Annotated in this window: 16 protein-coding genes, 1 pseudogene and 3 riboswitches; of the genes and pseudogenes, 13 read left to right on the top strand and 4 right to left on the bottom strand. The window is 71.4% G+C overall.

Annotated features, from left to right (window positions below):
* The first annotated feature begins 88 nt into the window (after positions 1-88).
* From ACFXKZ_RS15160 to ACFXKZ_RS15170, 3 genes are all read left to right on the top strand, one after another.
* Positions 89-3,076: an NHLP bacteriocin export ABC transporter permease/ATPase subunit gene (locus ACFXKZ_RS15160; protein ID WP_380000415.1), complete on the top strand. Its 2,988-nt coding sequence runs from the start codon at positions 89-91 to the stop codon at positions 3,074-3,076.
* A 79-nt stretch (positions 3,077-3,155) separates the two neighbouring features.
* On the top strand, positions 3,156-4,586 hold the full coding sequence (locus ACFXKZ_RS15165) for a cytochrome P450 (RefSeq protein WP_380000418.1): 1,431 nt from the start codon (positions 3,156-3,158) through the stop codon (positions 4,584-4,586).
* Entirely contained in the window at positions 4,583-5,419 is an 837-nt protein-coding gene (locus ACFXKZ_RS15170; RefSeq protein ID WP_380000420.1) for a class I SAM-dependent methyltransferase, read from the top strand. Before ACFXKZ_RS15165 ends, ACFXKZ_RS15170 begins: the two co-directional genes overlap by 4 nt.
* Positions 5,420-5,462: 43 nt before the next feature.
* Here ACFXKZ_RS15170 and ACFXKZ_RS15175 read toward each other — a convergent pair whose 3' ends face one another.
* The gene (locus ACFXKZ_RS15175; RefSeq protein WP_380000422.1) at positions 5,463-8,381 is read right to left on the bottom strand and encodes a LuxR C-terminal-related transcriptional regulator; all 2,919 of its coding nucleotides are present in this window, start codon (positions 8,379-8,381) and stop codon (positions 5,463-5,465) included.
* A 525-nt stretch (positions 8,382-8,906) separates the two neighbouring features.
* On the opposite strand from ACFXKZ_RS15175, the gene ACFXKZ_RS15180 reads away from it, so the two are divergent.
* Positions 8,907-9,140 carry a DUF397 domain-containing protein gene (locus tag ACFXKZ_RS15180; RefSeq protein ID WP_380000424.1) on the top strand — a complete coding sequence of 78 codons (234 nt, stop codon included), beginning with the start codon at positions 8,907-8,909 and terminating at the stop codon, positions 9,138-9,140.
* A gap of 121 nt (positions 9,141-9,261) precedes the next feature.
* Positions 9,262-10,188: a helix-turn-helix domain-containing protein gene (locus ACFXKZ_RS15185; RefSeq protein WP_380000426.1), complete on the top strand. Its 927-nt coding sequence runs from the start codon at positions 9,262-9,264 to the stop codon at positions 10,186-10,188.
* A 33-nt stretch (positions 10,189-10,221) separates the two neighbouring features.
* On the opposite strand, the gene ACFXKZ_RS15190 is transcribed toward ACFXKZ_RS15185, so the two are convergent.
* The 3 genes from ACFXKZ_RS15190 to ACFXKZ_RS15200 all read right to left on the bottom strand — a co-directional run bounded on the left by ACFXKZ_RS15190 (position 10,222) and on the right by ACFXKZ_RS15200 (position 12,889).
* Complete coding sequence (locus ACFXKZ_RS15190) at positions 10,222-11,034, bottom strand: SAM-dependent methyltransferase (protein ID WP_380000428.1); 813 nt, start codon at positions 11,032-11,034, stop codon at positions 10,222-10,224.
* Positions 11,035-11,232: 198 nt separating this feature from the next.
* The gene (locus tag ACFXKZ_RS15195) at positions 11,233-11,871 is read right to left on the bottom strand and encodes a hypothetical protein (protein WP_380000430.1); all 639 of its coding nucleotides are present in this window, start codon (positions 11,869-11,871) and stop codon (positions 11,233-11,235) included.
* The gene (locus tag ACFXKZ_RS15200) at positions 11,861-12,889 is read right to left on the bottom strand and encodes a helix-turn-helix domain-containing protein (RefSeq protein WP_380000432.1); all 1,029 of its coding nucleotides are present in this window, start codon (positions 12,887-12,889) and stop codon (positions 11,861-11,863) included. Before ACFXKZ_RS15200 ends, ACFXKZ_RS15195 begins: the two co-directional genes overlap by 11 nt.
* A 1,577-nt stretch (positions 12,890-14,466) precedes the next feature.
* Between ACFXKZ_RS15200 and ACFXKZ_RS15205 the strand changes: the two genes are divergently transcribed.
* The 8 genes and pseudogenes from ACFXKZ_RS15205 to ACFXKZ_RS15240 all read left to right on the top strand — a co-directional run.
* Positions 14,467-15,201 carry a DUF4232 domain-containing protein gene (locus tag ACFXKZ_RS15205; RefSeq protein WP_380000434.1) on the top strand — a complete coding sequence of 245 codons (735 nt, stop codon included), beginning with the start codon at positions 14,467-14,469 and terminating at the stop codon, positions 15,199-15,201.
* Positions 15,202-16,543: 1,342 nt separating this feature from the next.
* A complete protein-coding gene (locus ACFXKZ_RS15210; protein ID WP_380000436.1) occupies positions 16,544-17,914 on the top strand; it encodes a hypothetical protein in 1,371 nt (456 codons plus the stop codon).
* 54 nt (positions 17,915-17,968) lie between these two features.
* Positions 17,969-18,355, top strand: a complete 387-nt coding sequence (locus tag ACFXKZ_RS15215; RefSeq protein WP_380000438.1) for a DUF5955 family protein — start codon at positions 17,969-17,971, stop codon at positions 18,353-18,355.
* A 65-nt stretch (positions 18,356-18,420) separates the two neighbouring features.
* The gene (locus tag ACFXKZ_RS15220; RefSeq protein WP_380000440.1) at positions 18,421-19,146 is read left to right on the top strand and encodes a hypothetical protein; all 726 of its coding nucleotides are present in this window, start codon (positions 18,421-18,423) and stop codon (positions 19,144-19,146) included.
* A 185-nt stretch (positions 19,147-19,331) separates the two neighbouring features.
* Positions 19,332-19,835 (top strand): hypothetical protein, encoded by a 504-nt coding sequence (locus ACFXKZ_RS15225; protein ID WP_380000441.1) that lies wholly within the window; start codon positions 19,332-19,334, stop codon positions 19,833-19,835.
* Between the two features lie 109 nt (positions 19,836-19,944).
* Positions 19,945-20,481 carry a hypothetical protein gene (locus tag ACFXKZ_RS15230; protein ID WP_380000443.1) on the top strand — a complete coding sequence of 179 codons (537 nt, stop codon included), beginning with the start codon at positions 19,945-19,947 and terminating at the stop codon, positions 20,479-20,481.
* A 435-nt stretch (positions 20,482-20,916) separates the two neighbouring features.
* A riboswitch (cobalamin riboswitch) is annotated at positions 20,917-21,071 on the top strand.
* Between the two features lie 161 nt (positions 21,072-21,232).
* Entirely contained in the window at positions 21,233-21,766 is a 534-nt protein-coding gene (locus ACFXKZ_RS15235) for a flagellar hook-length control protein FliK (protein WP_380000445.1), read from the top strand.
* A gap of 273 nt (positions 21,767-22,039) precedes the next feature.
* Positions 22,040-22,177: riboswitch (cobalamin riboswitch) on the top strand.
* Positions 22,135-22,668: pseudogene (locus ACFXKZ_RS15240) on the top strand (5-methyltetrahydropteroyltriglutamate--homocysteine S-methyltransferase); the annotation flags it as partial. Its footprint overlaps the riboswitch before it by 43 nt.
* A gap of 811 nt (positions 22,669-23,479) precedes the next feature.
* Positions 23,480-23,554: riboswitch (cobalamin riboswitch) on the top strand.
* Positions 23,555-23,593 lie beyond the last annotated feature (39 nt).

Consider the following 23,593-nt stretch of genomic DNA (forward strand, 5'->3'; position numbering starts at 1 on the left):
GCCGCACGCCCACCGACCGTCCGAGCACCCCCGACGCGGACCGCGCTCCCCACGAACCGGGCGTCCCCCACGGAAAAGAGGAGGAAGGATGACCGCGCCCACGCAGGGCTTCGAGCCCGCCGAGCCGCCCGACGACGCGCCGCCGGACCTGCACGCGCTCGGTGCCGCGCTCGGCCCCGAACTCGCCGGGGCCTGCGCACTGGACGGCGCCCTCCAGGTCTGGTTCGTCACCGCCGGCATGGTGGACGTGTTCGCCACCACCCGGGAGGAGGGCGGGCGTTGGCAGTTCCTGTGCCGGGTGGGGGCCGGGACGGTGCTGTGCGGGGCGCCGGCCGGCGGTACCGCGATGTTGGGCAAACCGCTGCCCGGCGGGACGGTGCGGGCCGCGCCGCTGGCCGACGTACTGGCCGCCGCCGCGGCCGACGCGGCGTTCGCGGGCCGCTTCGCGGCGGGCCTGGACCGGGGCCTGGGCGCGCTGGCCGACGCGGTCCGGATGGGCCTGCCGCCGCGTACCTTCACCGCCCTGGAGGCGGGCGAGGGCGCCGAGTTGCCCGCCGACGGCGCGGCCCGCTCGGTTGCCGGCACGCTGTGGGTGCGGGTGTTGTCCGGGTCGGTGACCATCGGCGGGCCGGACGAGGCCGACGGGGACGCCCCGGCCGACGACATCCCCGACGCGGGCGCCACGGTCGGCTTCGGCGGCCGGCTGGCGATCGGCGCGGCCGACTGGCTGTACTCGGTCGGCGGCGCGCTCGTGCACGTCGTCCGCACCCTGGACGTGCTCACCGAGGCCCCGTTCGCCAACGACCTCGCCCACCACCAGCACACCCTGATGCAGCGCGTGGACGAACGCCTGCGCGGCCGGCGCGGCAACGCCTGCCGGGAGCTGGACGCGCGCCGCGAGGTCGATGCCGACGCGCTGCGCCGCTCCTCGCGCGCCCTCGGCGCGGTCCTGGACCCCTACCGGCCGGTGCACCGAGTCGGCCTAGACGCGGCCGACCAGGACGACTACCTCGCGGTGGCCCGGGTGGTCGGGCAGGCGAGCGGGGTGGCGATCACCCGGGGCGGCACCTCGGAGGCCGCCGACGCCCGGCTGGACCCGCTGGAGCGGATCGCCGTCTCCTCCGGCTTCCGGGTGCGCGACGTGGCGCTCACGGGTCGCTGGTGGCGTACCGACTCCGGCCCGCTGGTCGGGCACATCCGCCCGGCGGACGGGGACCCCGACGCCCGCCGTCCGGTGGCCCTGATGTGGCGGCGTCGGCGCTATCACGTGCTCGACCCCACCGGCACCGACTGGACGCCGGTGGACCGCGCCCGGGCGGCCCGCTTGGAGCACCGGGCAACCATGTTCTATCCGGCCCTGCCCGAACGCCCCGGCGGCGCCCGCACCCTGCTGCGCTTCGGCCTGCGCGGCAGCACGGTCGACGTGCTCGTGCTGTTCGCCTGCGGCCTGGGCGCCGCGCTGCTCGGGCTGGCGGTACCGGTGTTGACGGGGAAGGTGCTCGGCGTGTTCGTTCCGCAGGGCGACCGGGTCCTGGTCACCCAGATGTGCGTGGTGCTGCTCGCCTCGGCGCTCTTGGCGGCGGTGTTGTCCGCGGTGCAGAACCTCTCGCTGCTGCGGGTCGAGGGGCGGTTCGAGGCGATCGCCCAGGCCGCCGTGTGGGATCGGCTGTTGCGCCTGCCGACCGGGTTCTTCGCGTCCGTCTCCTCCGGGTCGTTGAGCAGCGCCGCGCTGGGCATCAGCGCGCTGCGCGAGATCCTCAGCGGGGTCACCGCGCTGTTCGTGCCGGCGTGTCTGATCTTCCTGGTCAACCTGGGCCTGCTGTTCTTCTACAGCGTGCCGCTGGCGCTGCTCGCCCTGCTGCTCGCCGCCCTGGGCGGCGCGGTGTGCGCGGTCGCCGGGCTGCGCCAGATGCGCCGCCAGCGCGAACTGATGGCCGAGGAGCACGAGTTGTCCGGCCGGATGTTCCAACTGCTCATCGGGCTGCCCAAACTGCGGGTGGCGGCGGCCGAGGACCGGGCCTTCGCGTTCTGGGCGATGGGCTTCGCCCGCAGCCGGGCGTTGTCGGTGCGCACCCGGCGGCTGCAGAACACGGTCACGGTGTTCAACTCGGGCTATCTGCTGCTGTGCACGCTGCTCCTGTTCGCGATGGTCTCCGGCCCCGCCGACGGGGAGTTGGACGTCGGCGGGTTCCTGTCGTTCAGCGTGGCCTACGCCCTGATGCTCGGCTCGATGCTGCAGATGACCGCGAGCATCACGATGATGGCGGCGGCGGTACCGCTGTTCGAGGGGGTGCAGCCGGTGCTCGCCGAGTTGCCCGAGGTGCTGGAGTCCAAGCAGCCGCCGGGCGATCTGTACGGCGGCATCGAGGTCAGCCGGCTGTCCTTCCGCTACGCGCCGGACGCCCCACCGGTGCTGGACGACGTGAACCTGCGGGCCCGGCCCGGGGAGTTCGTCGCCATCGTCGGGCCCACCGGCTGCGGCAAGTCCACCCTGCTGCGGCTGCTGATCGGCTTCGAGCAGCCGACCACCGGCTCGGTGCTCTACGACGGCCAGGACCTCGCGTCGCTGGACGTGGCGGCGGTGCGGCGGCAGTTCGGCGTGGTGTTGCAGAACGGGCAACTGTTCGCCGGCAGCGTGCTCCACAACATCTGCGGACTGCGCAACTACACCCTGGACGAGGCCTGGGAGGCGGCCGAGATGGCCGGACTGGATCAGGACCTGGGCCGGATGCCGATGGGCATGCACACCGTGCTCTCCGACGGCGCGGTGACCCTGTCGGCCGGCCAGCGGCAACGGCTGATGATCGCCCGGGCGTTGATCGGCCGGCCGCGCATCCTGTTCTTCGACGAGGCGACCAGCGCGCTGGACAACCGCACCCAGGAGGTGGTCACCCAGAGCACTCGGCGGCTGAACGCCACCCGGATCATCATCGCGCACCGGTTGTCGACGGTGATGCAGGCCGATCGCATCGTGGTGCTCGACGCCGGGCGCGTGGTCCAGTCCGGGCCGCCGGACCAGTTGCTTGCCGACGAGGACGGTCTGTTCCACCAGCTCGTCCAGCGTCAGATGACGTGAGGCCGCGGGCGGTGGGTTCACCGCCACGGCACCCGACCACGCCCGCGAGTTCGGCCGCTATCGCACCCAGGAGGCCCTCGTGCCCGGATCGCCCCTCCACTCCGGTCCCCCAGGATCACCCGGACCGCTCGGATCACCCGTCCACGCCCGGCCGCCCGGCCCCGCCGACGACCTCGACCTGGCCGACATCCGGGTCGACCCGCTCGCCTTCCTCACCACGCTCGCCGCCGAGTTCGGCGACCTGTGCAGCCATCGCACGCGCGGCGAGGTGGTGTGGTTCGTCAATCGCCCCGACCTGGTCCGGCACATCCTCAAGGACAACTACACCGCATGGACGAAGGCCGGCACCCCGGACGACTTCATGCTCACCCCGCTGCTCGGCAAGGGCCTGCTGACCAGCGACGGCCCCGCCTGGGAGCGGCAACGGCGGTTGTGCGCGCCGGCGTTTCGGCCGCGTCGGGTGGAGGAGTTCGACACGCTGATGACCGACGCGGCCGTGGACCTGGCCGACGCGTGGGAGCGGGCCGCCGAGGAGGGGCGGACCATCCGCGTCGACCACGACTTCACCGCACTCACTCTGCGGATCGTCGCGGACGCGCTGCTCGGCGCCGATCTGGCCGCGGCGGGACAGGGGTTCGGCCGTGCGGTGGACGACATCAACCGCTTCATCGGCCACTTCGACGGCGAACCGGGCACGCCGACCGTCGCGGACGCGGACCTGGCGCTGCTGCGCCGGCGGTACACCGCCGCGCAGACCTTCCTGGCCCGCGTCGTCGGCATGCTCGTCGCCGCCCGGCGCTACACCGGCCCGCCGACGGATCGGCCCGCCGACCTGCTCGACGCGATGCTCGGCGCCCGGGACGCGCACGGGGACGCGCTGAGCGACCGCGAACTGCACGACCAGGTGCTGACCATGGTGATGGCCGGGCACGAGACCACGGCCAAGGCGCTGAGTTGGACCGTGCACCTGCTCGACCGCCATCCGGAAGCCGCGGCGGCGGTCCGAGCCGAGTTGGCCGGGGTACTGGCCGGCCGGCCGCCCCGGGCCGCGGACCTGCCCCGCCTGGAGCTGACCCGGCGCTGCCTGGAGGAGGCGATCCGGCTGTATCCGCCGGTGTGGCTGATCTCCCGGCGGGCCGCGGCCGACGACGTGCTCGACGGCCGCCACGTGCCCGAGGGCACCCTCGTGTGCATCAGCCCGTGGACCCTGCACCGGCACCCCGCGGTGTGGGAGGACCCCGAACTCTTCCGGCCGGAACGCTTCACCGCGACCGCCCGGGCGGCCCGGCCCGCGCACGCCTACGTACCGTTCGGCGGCGGGCCCCGGGTGTGCATCGGCCAGTCGTTCGCCCTGACCGAGGCGGTCCTGGTGCTGGCCACGGTGTTGCAGCGGCTGGAGTTGCGCGGCGTGGCCGGGCATCCGGTGGTGCCCGAGGCGCTGGTGACCCTGCGGCCCAGGGACGGCCTGCTGATGACCGCACACCCGCTCACCACCGGTGGTCGGCCGTGATCGGCCCGGCCCGCCCCGGGGGCAGCTATCGGCCGCAGGCCGAACTCGGCGGGGTGCCGGCCGAGGTGCGCCGGTTGGAGATCCAGGCCGAGCTGAGCTGGGCACACGAGTGGCGGGTGTTGCGGGACACGGCCCCCACGGTCGCCGGCGCGGTGCTGGACGCCGGTTGCGGAACCGGGGCGGTCACCCGCCGACTGCGCGCCGAACTGGCCGATCCAAGAACCCGGTTGGTGGGTCTGGACGCGGACGAGCGGCTGCTGGCGGTGGCCCGGGCCGAGGCGCCCGAGGCGGGGATCGACTACGTGGCGGGCGATCTGGCCGAACCACCGCTGCCGGCGGGCTCGTTCGACCTGGTGCTGGCCCGCTACGTGTTCCAGCACCTGGCCGACCCGGTAGGCGCCGCCCGGGCACTGGCCGCGCTGCTGCGGCCCGGCGGCGTGCTGGCCGTGATCGACGTGGACGCCGGGCTGTGGGGCTGCGCGGACCCGGACCTGTCGGCCCTGTCCGCCGACGCCTACCGTGCGCTCGGCACCGCCCAGGCCGCCGACGGCGGGGATCGCCTGGTGGCCCGCCGGCTGCCCCGGATCCTGCGCCGCGCGGGCCTGACCGGGATCACCGTGCGCCCGTTCGCGTACACCAGCGACGAGGTCGGCGGCGCGGCCGCGCTCGCCCCGCAGTTGTCCCCCGAGCGCCTGCTTCCGCTGGTCGAGCGGGGCGCGCTGGGCCTGGGGACCTACGCGCGGGCGATGGCGGCGTGGGAGCGCTTCGTCGCCGCCGACGGCTTCACCCTGCTCCTCGGCTTCGCGGTGGTCGGCCGAATACCCACGTCGTAAGGGAGGTTCGCCCTGCGGGGGCGTCGGGTGACGCGCGTCACCGTCACTGCGTCGAGGCCAGTCTCGTGGACAGCGCGGTGCGGCCCGAGATGCCCAACTTCCGGTAGACGTGCGTCAGATGCACCTCCACCGTGCCGCGCGTGACGCACAACGACTCGGCGATCGCCCGGTTGGTGTGCCCCGCCGCGGCCAGTTCCGCGATCTGCCGTTCCGAGGGGGTCAGCGAGCCGGGGCCGGACAGGCTGGTCCGGCGCAACCGGCCGCCGCAGGCGAGCAGATCCTTGTGCGCCCGCTCCACCAGCAGATCCCAACCGCACTCCTGGGCCAGCCCCATGCCGCGCCGCAACGCCACGCGGGCCGCCGCCGGTTGACCGGCCAGCGCGTACACCCGGCCCGACTCGACCAGGGATTCCGCCAGTTGCAGCCGGGCACCGGAGTGCTCAAGGATCGCCACCGACTCCTCCAGGAGCCGGATGGCGCCGCGCGGACCCTCGATCCGCGCCCGGTTGCGCAACGCCTCGCCGATCGGGGCGGGCGCACCCCAGCGGCGGGCGATCTCCAGGCCCTCCTCGAACAGCGGCGCCGCCTCGGCCCGCCGGTCCAGGTCCACCAGGGCCAGGCCGGCGCCGCCGCGCCAGTCGCTCAGCGCCGGGTTGACGATGCCCAGTTCGGTCAGCCGTCGGCCGCATTCGAGGTGGTCGGCCAGGGCCCCGCGCGGGTCCCCGGCCGCGTACCTACATCGGGCCCGCACACCCAGCGCGGTGGCCCGTGCGCGCGGCACGCCCAGGGCCCCGCGCAACATCGTGGTCGCCGCGTCGTACTGGCCCAATACCACCCGGATGCGCGCCAGTTGCACCCTGGTCAGCTGGGTGAGCGCGGACAGTTCGGGGCCGCGCGCGAGCCGGCCGGCGGTGCGTGCCTCGGCCAGCGCCTCGGCCAGGTTCCCGGCACGCAGCGCGATGTCCGCGCACAGGCAGTGCGCGACCACGGTGGGCAGGCCGATCCGCGAGTGGGCCGGGCCGATCGGGATCGCCGCGGTCAGGCTGCCCGCCCACGTGCGGGCCTCGTCCAGCCGGCCGGCCCAGGCGAGCACCACCACGCTGCGCAGCAGGAGCAGCGCCGACGCGCTGCCCCGGGGCGGTTCGCCCGCCAGCGCGCGTTCGATCAGGTCCAGCGCGATGCCGCTGGGCTCGGCCCGGCATGCGCTGTCCGACGCGAACGCGGCGAGCAGTTCGCGCTCGCCCGCGGTGACCCCGGTGACCTCGACGGCGGCGCGGTCGAGGCCGGAGCGGGCCTCCCGGTCGGATCGGGCCTCGGCGGTCGGTCCGCCCAGGTGCGCGATGGCCCGCAGCCGCAGCCGCACGTCCGGGTCGGGGCAGTCCCGCTCGGCCACTTCGCCGAGCCGCGCCGCCGCGTCCCGGGCGGGCCGCATCACCGCCTCCACACTGTCCCCCTGGCGCAGCACCTGCGCGTGGCACAACTCCAGCACTGCCTCGGCCCGTTCGCCGGGATCGGTGAGCAGCCGCAGCGCCTCCTCCAGGTGCCGTGCAGCCGCCTCGGGCGCGGTGGGCACCTCGGCCCGGCCCAGTAACACGAGCAGGCGCGCCCGGTGTTCGGCCGCCGGGTCGTCGCGCAGCGCGCGCCGGGCGTATTCGGCGCAGCGCAACGTCGCGCCCGCCTCCAGCGCGGCCCGGCCCGCCTCGTAGAGCACGGCGCCCGCCCACGCGTGCTCGTCCACGTGCAACGTGTCGATCCGCAACAGGTGTTCGGCGACGCGCGTCGGCGGCGCGCCGTAGTCGCCGAGCCGGCGGGCGGCCCGCACATGCCGATCGCGCAGCAGCGTCTCGGGGATGGTGTCGTGCACGGCGTCGCGCAATTCGGGGGTGCGGAACGACAACCGGCCGCCCGGGGGTGTACCGCGCAGCACGCCGACCCGGACGAGTTCGGCCAGTGGCCCGTCCAGCCGGTCCGGCCCGGTGCCCAGCAGGTCGGCCACGATGTCCAGGTCGGCGCCGTCGCCGAACAGTGCGACCGTCTGCCCCAACGCCCGGACCCGCTCGGGTTGTCGGGCCAGGCGGGTGGTCACCGCCGCCGCCTCGATCCGGGCGGCGATCCGGCGGATGTGGTCGGCCCTGGTCTGCCGGGGCCGCCCGTCGAGGTGTACCCCGGAGCGGATCGGGCCCAACTCCGGCGGCAGTCCGGCCTGGAGCTGGGTGTCGATCAACCGGACCAGATACGCCGGCACCCCGCCGGTGACGTGATGACACAGGCGCACGAACGGATCGTCGGGGACTCGACCGGCGTAGGCGCGTTGCACCAACTCCCGTGCGCTGTGCACGGACAGCGGGCGCAGCGTGCTCTCGTGGCAGGCGGCCTGCGCGCCGATGTCGTCGAGCGCGTCGCGCGCGGGTAGGTCGTCGTCCACGCGCACGCCGAGCACCACGAGCAGCGGCAGTCGGGTCAATCGGCGCACCAGGTGCGCGAACCACCGCAGCGAGGCATCGTCCATCCATTGCGCGTGGTCGACGACGATCACGCGGGGGCAGCGCCGGACGGCCGGCAGCAGCACCTCGTACAACTCGTCGAACAGCGGCCGCCCGTGGTCCTCGGGCACGGTGTGCGGGAGCGCGCGGCGCAGTTCGTCGAACCGGTCGTCCCCGGTCGGCTGCGCCGCGTCGCCGAGTCCGGCGAGCAACTGGCGCAACGCGGCGAAGGGTTCGCGGGCGTCGCGGTGTTGGCACGAGACCAGCACGGGAGCGGCGCCCGCGCGGCGTTGGCGCTCGGTGAACTCGACGAGCAGTTCGCGGCACCACATTCCCGACGCGGTACGGATGATCACGGCCCGTCCGCCGGCTCCGGTCCGCGAGGCGCGTGCGTGCGCCAGCAGATCGGAAAGTTCGGATACCCGCTCCGGTTCCACTGAAGCGACCCCTTCCCCCCAGCGCGGCCCGCACCGCGACACCCTGCGGGGAGACCGGGCAGCCCGATTGTCGTCGGGAACGCCGCCGACGGCTCCCCGCGGGGCCGCAGCGGTAGGACACGTACGTTCTCGACCACCGTCCCCCCGGGGTCGGCCGTGCGCTTGCGGTTCCGTTCCTGCCGCGCGGGCCCCCCGGTCCGACGCGGTGCACGGCGGCCCGAAATCGGGATGTGGGGCACGCCGATCAACTGTGTCTCCAGCAGCGGGTTCCTTGTTACGCCATTGCGGTGGCGTGCCACAAGACCCGATCTCCAACTCTACGCAAGGATCTTGTGACCGTCCGTTGAACGCATTTCAACACGATCCGACACGGCGTAAAACCCGCCGATCCGGGCCGAAATCGCCCCTTGACGCCGGGAATTGGGGCCACTCGGTTCGGCGATTCCCGTGACTGCGCCCGCCATCGGTTCCATGATGCGAATGCACCTGGTTTTGCACGAACGGCAAAACCGTCCGTGGTCGCGCCATCCGGGGCAGTGATCGGACGGAAGCGGGAAGGTGATGACGATGCGTGCCGGCAACGGGGATGTGGCGGACTCGTTCGGGTCGGTGACCTGGGTGAAGAGCAGTGCGAGTACGGCCGAGGGCAATTGTGTGGAGGTGGCGCTGCTGCCCGGCGGCGCGATCGCGGTCCGCGACTCGCGGCGGGCACGGGGACCGGCTCTGGTCTACTCCCGGGCGAGCCTCGCCGGCTTCGTCGCGAACCCCGGACTCCGGGGGTACGCCGGGCCGATCGACTGACCCGGACCGCGGCGCGGTCGCCCAACCGACCCGGGGACCGCGGCGCGGTCGCCCAATCGACGGACACGCGGGATCCCGTCTCGGGATAATGGCGGACGTCCGTCTGCCCCTTGGAGTTCCCATGTCCGCCGAACACCCGGCCCGCGCGCCGTCGATCGCACCCGTGGTGTCCCTCACCCAGCAGACCAGTCCGGCCGCGGCCGTCAAGGTGCTCGGCGCGACGCTGCGCAAGTTGCGGCTGGACAACGGCCGGGGGCTGAAGGACGCGGCCGAGGCGATCCGGGCGTCGATGTCCAAGATCAGCCGACTGGAGCGCGGCGAGAGCCCGCCGCGCCCCCGGGACGTCTTCGATCTGGTCCGCTACTACGGGGTCCGGGACGAGGAATCCCTGTCCGAGATAGAGGAGTTGCTGAAGAAGGCGCTGGAGCGCGCCTGGTGGAGCCACTACAGCGACGTGATGCCGGGCTGGCTGGCCCGGTTGATCGGGATGGAGGACTCGGCGACCAAGATCGACACCTACGAAGTGCACGTGGTGCCGGGCCTGCTCCAAGTGCCCGAGTACATCCGCGCCGTGGTGCGCTCGGGGCTGCCCCGTGCCGCGCCCGAGGAGGTCGAGCGCCGCATCGAACTGCGGCTCCAGCGCCAGGCGTTGCTCGCGGACGAGCATCGCCCGGATCTGACCGCGCTGTTGGACGAGGGCATCCTGCGCCGACCTGTCGGGGGTCCGGCGGTGATGGCAGCGCAGATGCGGCACCTGTTGGCCGAGTCGGCACGGGAGCGGATCAACATCCGCGTGGTGCGCTTCGATCGCGCCGCCGGTGTCGCCCCACCGTCGCCGATGACGTATCTCCGCTTCGCCTCGGGCGGGCCGAGCGAGATGATCTACCTGGAGCAGGCCAACAGCGCGACGTACCTGAGCAGGCGCGCGGACATCGACGCCTATCGGGAGATCCTGCTGCGCCTGTGGGCGGCGGCCGAGAATCGGGCCTCCAGCGAGCGTATGTTGCGCGACGCCGAACGCCACTTCACCGTGGCCGCCGAGAGCTGACCCGCCGGATCGCGCCCCGCCGGGGCACCCGGGTCAGGGTACCCGGGCCAGGCCGCCGTACTCGATCCACTCGTCGGTCTGTTGACGCGCGGCGACCTGCGAGTCGGGGCGCCAGGTGGACACCTCCACCAGCCCGGGTTCGAGCACGGTCAGCCCGGTGAAGTAGTCGTTCACCTGGGCACGATCGCGCACCCGACCCCAGTTGCCGCCGGTGGCCTGGTCCATGAAGTCGCTCACCCCGTCCCGGATCGCCGGGTCCTCGCTGACCAGTTGGCAGATCACCATGAAGCTGCCCGGGGGCAGCCGGTCGGCGACCCGGCGAATCATCGCCCCGGGCTCGGCGGACTCGGGCAGGCAGTGCAGGACCGAGACGAACAGCGCCGCGACCGGTTCGTCGAGCCGGATCAGCCGCTCGACCTCGGGGCGCCCGAAGATGCCGTCGGTATCGGTCATGTCGGCCTGGACGACGGCGGTGTTCTCGTTCTCCTCCAGCAACATCCGCCCGTGCGCGAGCACGATGGGGTCGTTGTCGACGTAGACCACCCGGGACGCGGGGTCCACGCGCTGCGCCACCTGATGAACGTTGTCCCGGGTGGGCAGCCCGGATCCGTGGTCCAGGAACTGCCGTACGCCGTACTCGGCGGCCAGCACCCGGACCACCCGGCGCAGGAACGCCCGGTTGTTCAGCGCCAGTTCGCGCGTACTGGGGACGATCTTGAGCAGCTCCTCGCAAGCCGCGCGATCGGCCGGGTAGTTGTCGGTGCCGCCGAGATACCAGTCGTACATCCGTGCGGCACTCGGTGTGTCCACGTCGATCTCGGGCATCGGTCCGTCCGCGTTCCCCATCGCGCCCCCTCGTGCGTCCACGCTCGCCGGAACCCACCGCGGTCTTCCGGTCGCCGCCCGTGCGCGGACCATGCTAGGGCGTGACGTGCGCCGGGGCGGGCACTCGGATCGGGAAGTCGGTGGTCCGCACGCGGCGCGAAAAGGCACGGTGGGGAAAAGCGGGTCGCGCGGCACGGGTTGCGCACGACCCGCACGCCCTCATCCGCCGCCCGGGCCGTCGGGACCGCGGGCGTGGATCGGGGCGTCGCGGCCGTCCGGACGCGGCGCGGCGTCGGGACGGCGTTCGAGGGTCCTGACCACGGCGGTGGGCAGGCTGCGCTCGGCCAGGACCAGTTGGGCGGCCACCTCGGGCGGATCGGTGCCCATCAGGTCGGCCGCGGCGGTCAGGGTCATGCCGAGCCGGTAGTGCAGCACCACCGCGTCCGCCTGCGGCCACGGCAGGGCGTCGTACAGGGTGCCCCGGGCGGGGGTGTGCGAGGCGGTGACGGCCCGGCGCAGGATGCGCCAAGCCCCGGCGGTCGGGTTGGGCCCGCGCAACATGTCGGCCCAGGTGCCGGCGAGTTCGGCCACGGCCGACCGCACGGCCCGCTCACCGCGGACGGGATCGCCCACGCGGTGCCGGGCGTACTGCGCCCACCGCGCCCGATGCAGCAGACAGAACGCGGCGAAGTCGATCGGCGCCCCGACCGATCCACCGGGCCCGACCGGCTCGCCATCGGCGCGATCCGGCTCCGGCTCGACGGCCGTCGGCGCCACCGGGCGCCGCGCGGCGGATACCGGCGCCGGCGGCCGGGTCCGGACGGCCGCGCGCGCCGGCGCGCCCCGGTCAGCCGACATCGCCGTCGCCGATGTGCGTCCCGGTCACCGGGTCCGAGCGCCACCCGGCCCCCGGCAGGGCGGCGAGCGGCAGTCCTCCGGCCGGGAATCCGGCGTCGCCGAGGCGGATCAGCACGCCGTAGTGCACCTGCTTCCACAACCGCCGGATCACGTCCGGATGCGCGCCCAGTCGCTCCACCAGCAGCTCGGCGCCGGCCCGGTCCGGGATCAGTTCACCGGCCAGGACCCGCTCGACCGTGCCGGGGCACAACGGATCGCCGCCGATCCGAGCCGGCGCGGGTCGCCCGGCGGCCAGCCACAGGCCGCGCACCATCGCGGTCAACAACGCGGCCAGGGCCGGCAGTTCGCGCCGGATGCCGTGGTCGACCCCGCGCGAGCACTCCCACAGGGCACGCAGCTCCGCCGCCTCGCCACCCAGCTTCCCGGCCAACGTCTCCACCACCGGCCAGGACGCGAACACCTCCCCGGCCAGGATCCGGGCCAGGAACTCCTCACTGATCCCGGCCTGCCAGGCCAGGTCCGCGACGGTGACCCCGGCGGTACGGCGCAGTTCGCGCAACGCCGCCGCCAGCCGCTCGCCGGCGTGCTGGGACGCCGACAGGTCCGCGTCCCCACGCGCGTCGTCGCCCGGATGCGACCGGGCCCCCAGACGCGCGGCCAACTGCGCGGACCACTCCGGGCGCAGCCGTACCGCCGTGCCTGGCCGGGCCTCCCCCACCACGGCGCGATATCGTTGGGTCTCCCCGCTCAGCCGGTCCGCGTAGGCCAGCCGGACCCGCAACGGCTCACGCGTACGTTCGGCCTCCTCCAGCGCACAGGCCACCCGACGCAGAATCGCCACGATGCCCGCCTCCAACCCCCGAGGGTCGGCAGCCGGCGGCGTCTCCCGCTCCCGCGCCGTGCGCGCCCGCCGCCGGCAACCGGGGGCGCAGTAGCGCCGCTTGCGGTCACCCGTGTCGCGCCGCGCGAAGCGTCGACCGCACGCGGCGCACGTGGTGATGCCCCTGCGGGCGTTCATCCCGTGTCTCTCCCTCCGGTCCCGGGCGTGGCCCCGGAGCCGGCCGGCCGCCGTCCCCGCCTGCCGAATGCTTTCCCCGAACGGAAAGCAGGGAATGCCGTTCTCGGGAATCGCCGGAGATCGTCCGAAACTCCTCCGGCGGATAAGTCGTCCACCATGTCGATTCCTTGATCGTTGTTCCCTCGCGGCCCCGGGGCGACGACCGTCGATCCGGATCGTCCGACGCTCCGGAAGCTACCCCTAGAGTTTCCGAAACGCCAAGGAAACCCAAGAAATGCAAATGCACGGCCGCGCATCCCGACGCCGCGAAGCCCCCTCGAACCCCGTCGAATCCGCCGACAACGATCCCACAGTGCCCAAAGAAGCGCAGGTCGCGCCGCACAACCCGACCACGACCGGGAGCAACCCGATCGGAAGACGTCACCACGAAGGAACGTCCCGATTTCTCCGATCCACCGCCCCAAAGCCCACCCCGACCACGAATCCACCCCTGCGAGTGACACCCATGCAATTGCATATGCAAAGGAATCACCCATCGCCCCCACCAAAAAAATCCCCCGCCGAACCAGCACGCCCGACACCGCCGCCACAATCCCCATCACGCACGAACACCGGCCAACATGCGAACTCCCCAACCTCCCTGGTGACCGGTCCGGGGGGGAACCGATGTCGTCGGTCCCCCACGACGCAACGTCGCCCGGTCCGGGGCGGCAGCACCTCAAGCCCGGCCGACAACACACGGCCTCGTCGGATGGCGTGCATGGCGTCGGTGATCGCGCAGCGGCCACCCGACCGATCGCTGTCGACCACATACGAGCCGACCGGCAGTCGGCGGACAAGGTCGCGCATGAAGGTCGCCGAACGTCGGAGGCGCTTCCGAACCGCCGTCGCCGGTACGGCGACCGCACCCCCGCCGAGAAGATCGGCGATGTCGGCGATACGCATCAACGATGTAGGGCCGGGTGGGGACGCCGCAGCCGAGGTCCAGGATGCAACGCGCGAACGCCTGCGAGTTCCGCACGACGGCCCCGGCGGAGACCGCGACGTGGAGAACGGCCGGGCCCGTCGGGTCATCCGGGTGGGTAGTTGTCGTCGCCGCCGGCCGGCCTGTCGAACACACGGGCGTCGGCGCCACGACCGATGCCGGACACGGCCGGCTCGTCCGGAGTCGCAGGACCGCGCTCCGGGTCCGCGCCAAGGAGTGCCCGCGGTCGGCACGTGGCGCAGCGACGCGGCGCAGATGTCCGCCAGGCCGTCGCGGTCGAATCCGATGCGGGTGCCGTTCGGGCCGGGGCGGCGTCCGGGTCACCGGCGGACGGGGCTGTTGTAACACTGTCCTTCGGAGCAACCTCTGATGGCTGCGACCAGGGCAAACGTGGTGTCGTCGGAGTGTCGGGTGGGGTGGTTCGAGGTGGTTCTCGTTCCTTCTCGTGACCTTGTCACCGGTCTGCGACAGCGGCGTCGTGGTGCGACGACCGGGGTATCGCCCGGCCCGGCGGCCCCGCCATGGTGGTTGGGCAGGCACCGAGGAGCCGAGAGTGCTTCGGCTTCAACCACCAGCTATCAAGGGGTCGTTCATGTTCCGCAACCGTCGCACCGCCCTCCTCGTTTCCGCGGCCGTCCTCGGCGGCGCGATGTCGATGACGGCGTGCCAGGGATCGGACTCGAACGCGGGGGCCGCGCAGGGCCCCTCGCCCGTCGCCCCGCCGGCCGCCCCGCCCGGGGCCTCGACCACCGGCGGCAACGCAGGCGGCAACCCGGGAGGCAGTGGAGGTGGTGGCGGGAGCGAACCCGCCGGGAAGAGCTCCCTCGCGAAGGACTCCGCCGGGAAGAGTTCCACCGGATCGGGCACGACCGCCGCCGGCGGAGGCGGCGGAGCCGGTGACAACACCTCGATCGGCAAGTACCGCACCGACGACCTGCGGGCCACCGCCCAGGACGCCACCATCAGCGGCGACGACGCACTCACCGTCGCCGTGACGTTCAAGAACATCGGCCACAACTGCACGATGTCCGGCTTCGCCGGCGTCGACCTCCAAACCACCAATGGACCCCTGTCCGCCAAACGCATCGGCACCCCGGCAGACCCGTTCACCCTCAAGAGCGACACCTCCGTGTCCTTCGGCATCACCTACCCCAGCGGCGCCACCGGCCCCTACGGCGTCAAGATCACCGGCATCGAGGTCACCCCGCCCGGAGAAACCAAGACCATCACCCTGAACTGGCCCGGCACCCCCACCCTGCCCGTCATCGACGGCGCCGGCTCCCCCGTCGACGTCGGCCCCATCGGCAGCGCCGGCCAAGGCAACTGACCCCCCACGATGCGCCGGACCGGTGAAGACCTCGGGCAGCGATGCCGAACAGGACATCGACGTCCGAGGTCTTCGTCCGTCGACCCGATCCGCCCGTGGAGCCCAGCCGGGCGGGTCGGCACGTGCTCGGTCTCGAAGACTGCGAAGTCCACGTACCGGCCGCCTGCGATGCCGTGGACGACGCGTGGCCTCGGCCATCTCCTCGATGGCGCGTTCGTACCGCCCGGCCTTGCTCGGCGCCGTGCCGATCCACAATCGGGCGCGATCGTGGTCGCGCTCGCCCAACCTGCCATCACTCGCAAGGAGTTCGTACACGGGGGCAAACTCCTCCAGACGTCCGGTCATCTCGGCGAACGACGGCGACGGACGTGTCCACCACTGCTTCCCGCAAACCGCGGTGCGTCCCCCGGCCTCGTCGCCGAGGAGACGAACTCGAGCTCCAGCGGCTGCCGCCGAAGGTGGTGTTGATGACGGGCATGCCGTGGGCATCGCGCCCCGCGAAGGTGCTGCAACGAGTTGGCGAGCCTGAACAGGCGGACGGGCTGCCCAGCGCGGGCACCGTGCCGAAGTCATGAACTCCGTTGCCACCATTGCGCATTGCCACGTAGCCCGCACCGTCGGCGGTGACGGCCACGGATGATACGTCCGTGGCGGCATGCGCTGTGGATGCCGTGAACAGGCTGAGCGTGCTCGGCATTGCGGTGCAGACGAGGGTCGACGCCCAGGCTCGCCATCGACTGCGCGGCCGGTGGTCGCCGGCGCCCGACATGGGACGGAGACGGGGCTTGGATTCTCGTCGCTCTTCCGCTTCTCCGCAGTTTGCCTGCGAGAAGCCACGAACGATCGAATGACAGCGAACCGGAAGGTCGGATTCTCTCTCCTGACAACGATTCTCATCGCTTCGACGAACATCCCGACTATTCCGCCCTCGCACGCTCCAGGCGAGTAATGTCGCACCCAGGGGCATTCTCCGGATCCGGAGCGTGGGGGGCGATGGGGTGTGCGTTGTAATTCGTGTGGTCACGAGAATCCCGAGGGAGCAGATTTCTGCGGTAGTTGCGGTCTACAGATAAAGCGCGCGGACTACGTGCCACCGCAGCCGGCGGACCGAAACGACACCGCGACTCCGTCCGTGCGAATGCCCACCCGCCAGGCGGCCCCGCCGCCGGCCGCGCGCGTGGTCCATCACCGACCCCGGCAACCCGCCGGTACACCGAGCGGAACGAGCGCACCGAGCGCAACGGCGGATGAGGCAACACGCTACCTGTGCGCAGCCGTTCACCTGGACAGCAAGCTGGCCGAGAAACTCGTCGAGGATGTCCTCGAGGAGCCGCTCCGTGCGGTGGTGCGTTCCCCGGGTGTGGACCTCGTCGCGGTCATGAAGCACGCCATCGCCGCTCGTGCCCGGCATCTGACCCGCGACGCGGCCCTGGCCGTATTGCTGATCCTGGCCATCGTGAATTTCGCGACCGTCGGAGCAGTCGCGGGCATGCTCGTGGTCGTGGCGTCCTGGGCCGTGGTCGTCGCCGAGGCGTACGTCACCCGCTGGGGAGCCCTCGCGCAAACGCTGCGGCGCGGGACGTTCGACGCCTCCCGAGCGCCCGATCCACAACTCCAGGTGACGCGGGACCAGATCGACCTGGTCGCCACCTACGCGGCCGGCAACGTGAGCACGTACAGCGGATTCGACCCGTTCCTCGGTCACGGATGGACGTTGGACAGTTGGTCGTTCGCCCTGGACACGACGGTGGCGCGCGACGAGGATCCCGTCGGCTCCTTCACGGCCTCCGAGCTGCGCGAAAGGCTCACATCCCGGATCGCGCTTCTCGACCTTCCCGGGCTGAGCGTGCACGACCGGCTGTTCATCAACGGTGCCGACATCCACCACGACAGCCGGTTCCTGACCGGCCGGAACCCGCGCCCGGTCGACCGCGTCTCCGACGCGGTCGTCGCATACCTCACCGAACATCCCGAGGATCGGGCCCGCCCCTATCTGGTGGTGGAGATCGTCGGCTGGGGCGGGCAGCTCGTGTACACGCTCTTCCTGCGGGTGACCGTCGGTTCCTCACATCTGTTCGTCGAGGTGAACCACTCCCTGCTGCCGCCTCTGGACTGGCGCTACTACGAGATCGACGACCTGCTGCTGCATCCCACGTTCGGAGAGTTCGCGCGGCTCGTCGTGGCCAGTGGATTCCGCTGGTTCGGCCTGATGTTCCGCTGTATCCCACGCACCCTCAAGCAGGTCTTCGCGGGCCCTCGACGGCGTTGGAAGCAGGCTCGTCAACGGCGGATGGTCGCCAGGCGCTTCACCTTCAACCACGGCGCCCTGTTGAGCATCCGGCAGGAAGCCAGCGACCTGCGCTCCCGTGTCCCGAACCGTTTTCCCTCGCTGGGCCCCGTCCTCGACCCGATGCTGAGCCCGGTCATTCGAACAATCCTCCGACTCGGCCTCGACTCGGACGGGCTCCTGATCGGCTATCACCGATATTTCCAGAAACTTGATCAGGAAATGTATACGAAGGTCGTGGAAAAGAGGATCTTCGACACTCTCGTCGACTTCCTCGAAGAAAAGAACATCGACCCCGCAGAACTCAAGCGGCGCGCCGAGACGATCGTCAACAACAGCCTCACGGTGGGCGCCGGAGCCACCGTCACCGGGTCGGCATTCAGCGTCGGCCGAGGAGCCTCGGCCACCTCGAACGGAAAACCCTAGAAACCGGCCGACCCGAACCGCAACCAAATCCGATACGAAACGAGCGGAGTCGACATGAGCAAGGAAACAAACAAGGTCGATATCGGCGAGAACGCGAGCGTCAGCGAGTCCGCGATCGCCGTCGGCCACAAGGCCCGGGCGGAACAGACCACGACCACCGGATCGGCCACCCCGTCGACACCCCGGACCCCGGAGGAGCTGCGGGCGGCGGTCGACGAACTCATCGTCCGCATTCGGGCGACCGAAACCACACTGCCCGACCGTGAACAAGCCCTCGCCGACGCCGAGGAACTGCGCCACGAACTCGCCCTGACCCCACCGAGTCGCGTGCGCCTGAAGCGAACCGCCACCTCATTGCGCGACGCCGTGGGCGGCGCCACCGCATTGAGCGGAGCGATCGCGCTTGTCATCCAGGCGATCAACACCCTGTTCGCGTCCTGACCGACCGCCGAGGGGCGAACTCCGCTTCCACGGCACGGCATCGACTCCCCGAGAGGCGAGCCATCATGATCATGTGCGCCCACTGCGGGGCCGCCCTCTCGGCGGCGGCGCTGCGCTTTTGCACCGTCTGCGGCGGTGAGGTAGGCCCCTGGAACGCCGAAACGACCGCGCCGGCGAGCACCCCCGCGGACGCGGGGAATCGGCGCGTCCTCCTGGCGGTCCTGACCGTCCTCGGCGCGGCCGGCATCGCCGTCACGATTCTTCTGCTCCGGGAGATCGGTTCCGGCTCCGACACCACCACCGCGGCAACCACGACCTCCGAAGCCGCCATCGCCCCCGGAACTCGCACGCCACTCCCGCCGACCCCGGTGTTCGTGCCGAGGACGGCAGCCGCCTCGTTCTCGACCGGCCGGTCCCCGAGCGCGTCGTTCTCACCTACGCGCCCGGCCCCGGCCGGCACAACCGCCCTCGCCCCGACCAGCACTCCGGCATCGGACCCGGCCACCGTCATCGCCCGCTACTACGACGCGATCAACCGAGGCGACTACCCAACGGCCTGGACCCTCGGCGGCAGCAACCTCGGATCGACCTACGCCACGTTCGTCGCCGGCTTCTCGGACACCGTCAGCGACCGGCTGTCCGTCGACTCCGTCAGCGGCGACACCGTGCAGGTACGAGTCGCCGCACAGCGCACCGACGGCAGCGTCCACCTCTTCGCGGGGTCCTACACCATACGAAACGGCACCATCGCCAAGGGCACCCTGCGCGCAACGGGCACCACGCGCCCGTGAACTCGCGCCGACCACGCTTGCGAATCGTCCGCGCGCGGCCGGCCTGGCCAGGACCTCCTACGGGCGGGCCACGCGTACACCACCACCGGGTTCCGCGCCTTCGCGCGGTGGTTCTTCGTCATTCGTGAGTCACGACGGCCCATCGCGGGCTAACGTGCCGGACACCAAGGACGTGGGGGTGGCGGATGAGGCCGGTCGACGATGCTCGAAGGCAGGAGCACGAGATCGAACAGATCGAGTTCGCGGAAGAGCGGGAGCGCCTCAGGCTCTCGGGCATCGAGTCGCGCCGGGGCGTGGGGATGACTCCCGAGCTCGCCGCCTTCGTGGCCGACGTAGCCGGGCGGCTGCCGACACGGAAGCTCGTATCACTGTTCCTGCACGTCGACACGCGCACGGAGAAGGCCGGCCTGTTCGGCCGCAAGACACACGTGGTGCGGGTCTTCGAGGAGGTCGGGAAGGGCTGGGAACTGGCCACGTTCGCACCGGAGACCGGCTCCGGCGAACACCGCCTCGTACTGTCTCCGGATGGGCGTCTGCTCGAAGCGCGCAGGGTCGACGCCGCATTTCACCGCGGCATCCCCAAGGGAGGCGGGTTGACGTTGGTCCCGACGAGCGAGGACGTCATCGCCCTGACCCCGGATCTGCAATCGTTGTTCCTGGACTACCTGAACCCGCGAACCGCCACCTGAACGCAACCTGCGTCGCGTCACGGAAAACCGCTTCCCCACGGTGCCGGTATCGAGATTCGCGACGTCCGAACCCCACTCGAGGTCCAATGGCTGTGCGAGGAGGTGTTCCGTGTCATCACCCTGCGATCCTTTACACGCCCCCGTCGGCGACGTCGGTGCGGCGCTCATGATGGTGGACTCTCGCCTCAAGAGCATCCACGGCGACCGGATCGACACCGATCCGGAGCAGCAGGAGTTGACGGACCGGTTCGTCGCGTCGCTGGGCCCCGAGGGAGCGGCGGCCGTGTTGGACGGCGCATGCACGCTCATCCTTCTGTTCATGGAGTGGTTGCGGGTCGCCTACGCGGAGCATGGCATGGACGCCATCGAACGTGTGGTGCCCAACCTCGTGGCCACGCTGCGCAGGATGCCCGTGAGCATCCGCCCCGAAGCCATCCCCACCATGGCCGGCTTGGTCGTCGCCGCGGGAACGGGCCTGAGCCCAAGTCTGTGGCGCGCACAGTACGGAAGCTGGACCGAGGACGAGATGACTCCCTTGGAGGCAACCGCCTTCCTGCTCGCGGCACACATCAATCACCTCACCGACGACCCCGACTTCGCCACCCGCATGGTCACCGACACCCTGTCCGCATGGGATCGCGACTGACGTATCCCGGCGGCCCGATTCCCACGAACCAGGAAGGACGCACTCTCGACGGCGTCCTCCTCGGGTAGGCCCAGGTCGCCGCACTGCTTCGCGGGCGTGGCAACCGGCAGCGCCGCGACCATGTCAGTGGCTTCCTCGGTCCTCAGGTTCCCTTTGTGTTCCGTCCGGCCGTTCGGAGGTTCGGCGAGCGGGACACATCACGCGAGTCAGGGCACCCGAGCGACGCCCCCATGCATGGGAACCTCCCAACCTCCCTGGTGGGCAGTTCGCAGGACGCCTCCCGGCCGTGCTTCCCAGGTCCCCTGTCGTGGGGCCCAGTGCGCCCCGGCTGACCGAAACCGCCGTTGTGCAAACCAGCGTTGAGCACCCAAGAAGGTGATGAACGACATCGCGGATTCATCGTATGACCCGTTGTCCGACGAACAGGGCGTCTCGTACGCTCCGCAAGCCGGCTCTCTTCAAGTCGGCGACAACCGCATGGTTCGAAGTCCAGGGGAAGCCGGTCGAAGTCCGGCGCTGACCCGCAACCGTAGGCGGTGACCGGCAGGCCACCGCGAGTCGGAACACCTGGATTCGTACGAGTTTGAGGCTCCAGCTGTCGTGGACTGCACGCTGAGGCCCGGATTTCACGTAAGGCGATGTCTTGTCGGTGGATACCGGGGGTGCGCGGTCCCGAGAGGAACATCGCTCGGCCCGGTCGGCGTCGCTCTCGCCGCTCGTGCCGACGCCCGTCGCCCGAAGGGATCCGCGCGTGAAGATTCGTGGAAACAAGGCTCGAACAGGTCGGCTGGTCGGGGCGCTCGCCCTGCTTGTGCTGCCCGCCACCGCCCAGATCACCGTGAACGCCCCGCCCGCCTACGCCATCGATCCCACCAAGGGCTCCGCCGGTGTCTGCCCGGATGCCAACGGGGTGACCGTGATCGTCGACTTCCAGGAACTCGGCGGGGCCACGCTCACCCGCTGTGCGCCCGGCGACCAGGCCACGGGCTTGGCCGCGCTGAAGAACGCCGGCTTCCGGATCCAGGGCACCAACCGCTGGGGAGAGGCGTTCATCTGCCGGATCGAGGGCAAGCCCGGCGTGGACACCGAAGCGTGCGTCAACACCCCGCCGGCATCCGCCTACTGGTCTTATTGGCACGCGCCCGGCAACGGCACTTGGACCTACAGTTCGTGGGGCGCGAGCGCCCGCAAGCCTCCGCTGGGCAGCTTCGAGGGTTGGTCGTTCTCCAAGGACAAGACGACAAGCACCAACCCGCCGCCGCGCGTGGCCCCGACGCGCCCGTAGCACCGGCCGAACCGCCGAAGACTCCGACGCAGCCTCGCCCTCGGTGTCGCGACCGCCGCGTTCGTTCCGACAGGATCACCGCCCGTGGGGGCACGCCGCCCGGGACGAACGCGGCACTGGGACCGACTCGATCACAGCGACGCCGACTGCGTCCACATCTCCGAGGCGTGCTCTCGCCGTCAGGCGCGAGCACCGCTCTCCCCCGGGTGCCCCTTGTGCGTCAAAGCTGTCGCACGCAGTCGGTTCGCCCTGCCATCCGGGTAGGCGCGTCGCAAGAGGGAACCCGGTGCGAATCCGGGACTGCCCCGCAGCGGTGAGTGGGAACGACCGCCGTCAACAGCACTGGACCCGTGTCGGATCCGGGAAGCGACGGCGTCAACGACCTGGAGGAGGGCGGGAGTTCGGTCATCCAGGTGGACGAACCCGCGCTGCGCGAGACGCTGCCGCTGCGCGCCGTGGACCACGCCGAATACCTGGCCTGGGCCACCGAGGCATTCCGCCTGAGCACGTCCGGCGTACGCGCGGCCACCCAGATCCACACCCACATGTGCTACGCCGAGTTCGGCGACATCGTGCAGGCCATCGACGACCTCGACGCCGACGTGATCAGCCTGGAGGCGGCCCGCTCGCACATGCAGGTCGCCGGCGAACTCGCCGCCCATGGCTACCCGCGCGAAGCCGGCCCCGGCGTGTACGACATCCACTCCCCACGCGTCCCGAGCACGGACGAGGTGGTGGGCCTGCTCCGCAAGGGACTTGCCGCAATCCCCGCCGAACGTCTTTGGGTCAACCCCGACTGCGGCCTCAAGACCCGTGGCCGGCCCGAGGTTCGCACCTCGCTGGAGAACCTGGTCGCGGCGGCCCGGGAGGTGCGCGCGACGCTGCCGAACACGACCTCCTGACCTGAGCTCGCCGGGGTGGGAGCACGTGCTCCCACCCCGCCGACTCGGCCGCGGCATGAGAGCCTCGGACAGCAGACCGGATCGATGCGGGGGACCACCGACAAACCGATCGAAAGGCTGCGGATGACACAGCGAAACGAACCACGGTCGATCGTCGTCGAGGGGCCACGCATGATCCTGGTGACGCCGGAGGAGTTCGTTCCTGGCCACGCGGCAGAACGCCGACGGCGGCTTCGATGTCGCGGCGGACGAAGCCGGGTCGGACCCACACAGCACCACCCGAGCGGTCGTCGGCAGTGTGGGCGTCTCCTTCGCGACGCTGATTCGCGACCCGCGCACCAACCCCGGCCCGGGTCCGGGAGGCACCACCACGCCGGCGAACACCGCGGCGAGTGAGGGTGGTTCGTCCGGCGGCGGGTCGGGCCGTGGACATGGTGGCGGCGGCTTGGCCTTCACCGGCACCAACGCGCCGACACTGGTCCTGATATCGCTGATCCTGCTCGGCATCGGTGGCGGCGTCTTCGGCGCGGCCCGGCAATCGCAAGGGTGCCTACGTGCGACGTCACTGAGCATCGGGGTGGCTGGTGAGCCGGTCGGGACCACCACCCCCGTTGGCAGTTCGGCGATGCGCCACAGACCGGTACGGAGCCGCCGCCGACCCTCCGGCCCCCGTCCCGTTGTCTGATGTCCATCGTCGTGACGAACGGCACGAGGGATTTCGCGCTCATCCTGTTGTCCGACGGTCGGAATGTTCCGTATGCTCCGCACGCCGAGTCGTATCGGCATTCCAATTCCATAGTTCGAAACCCAGGGGAAGCCGGTCGAAATCCGGCGCTGACCCGCAACCGTAGGCGGTGGCCGCAAGGCCGCCGCGAGTCGGAATACCTGGGTGCGTACGAATTTTGTCGGCTCCAGCTGTCGTGGA

Source organism: Embleya sp. NPDC059237, from assembly GCF_042754105.1.
In the GTDB taxonomy this organism is placed as follows: Bacteria; Actinomycetota; Actinomycetes; order Streptomycetales; family Streptomycetaceae; genus Embleya.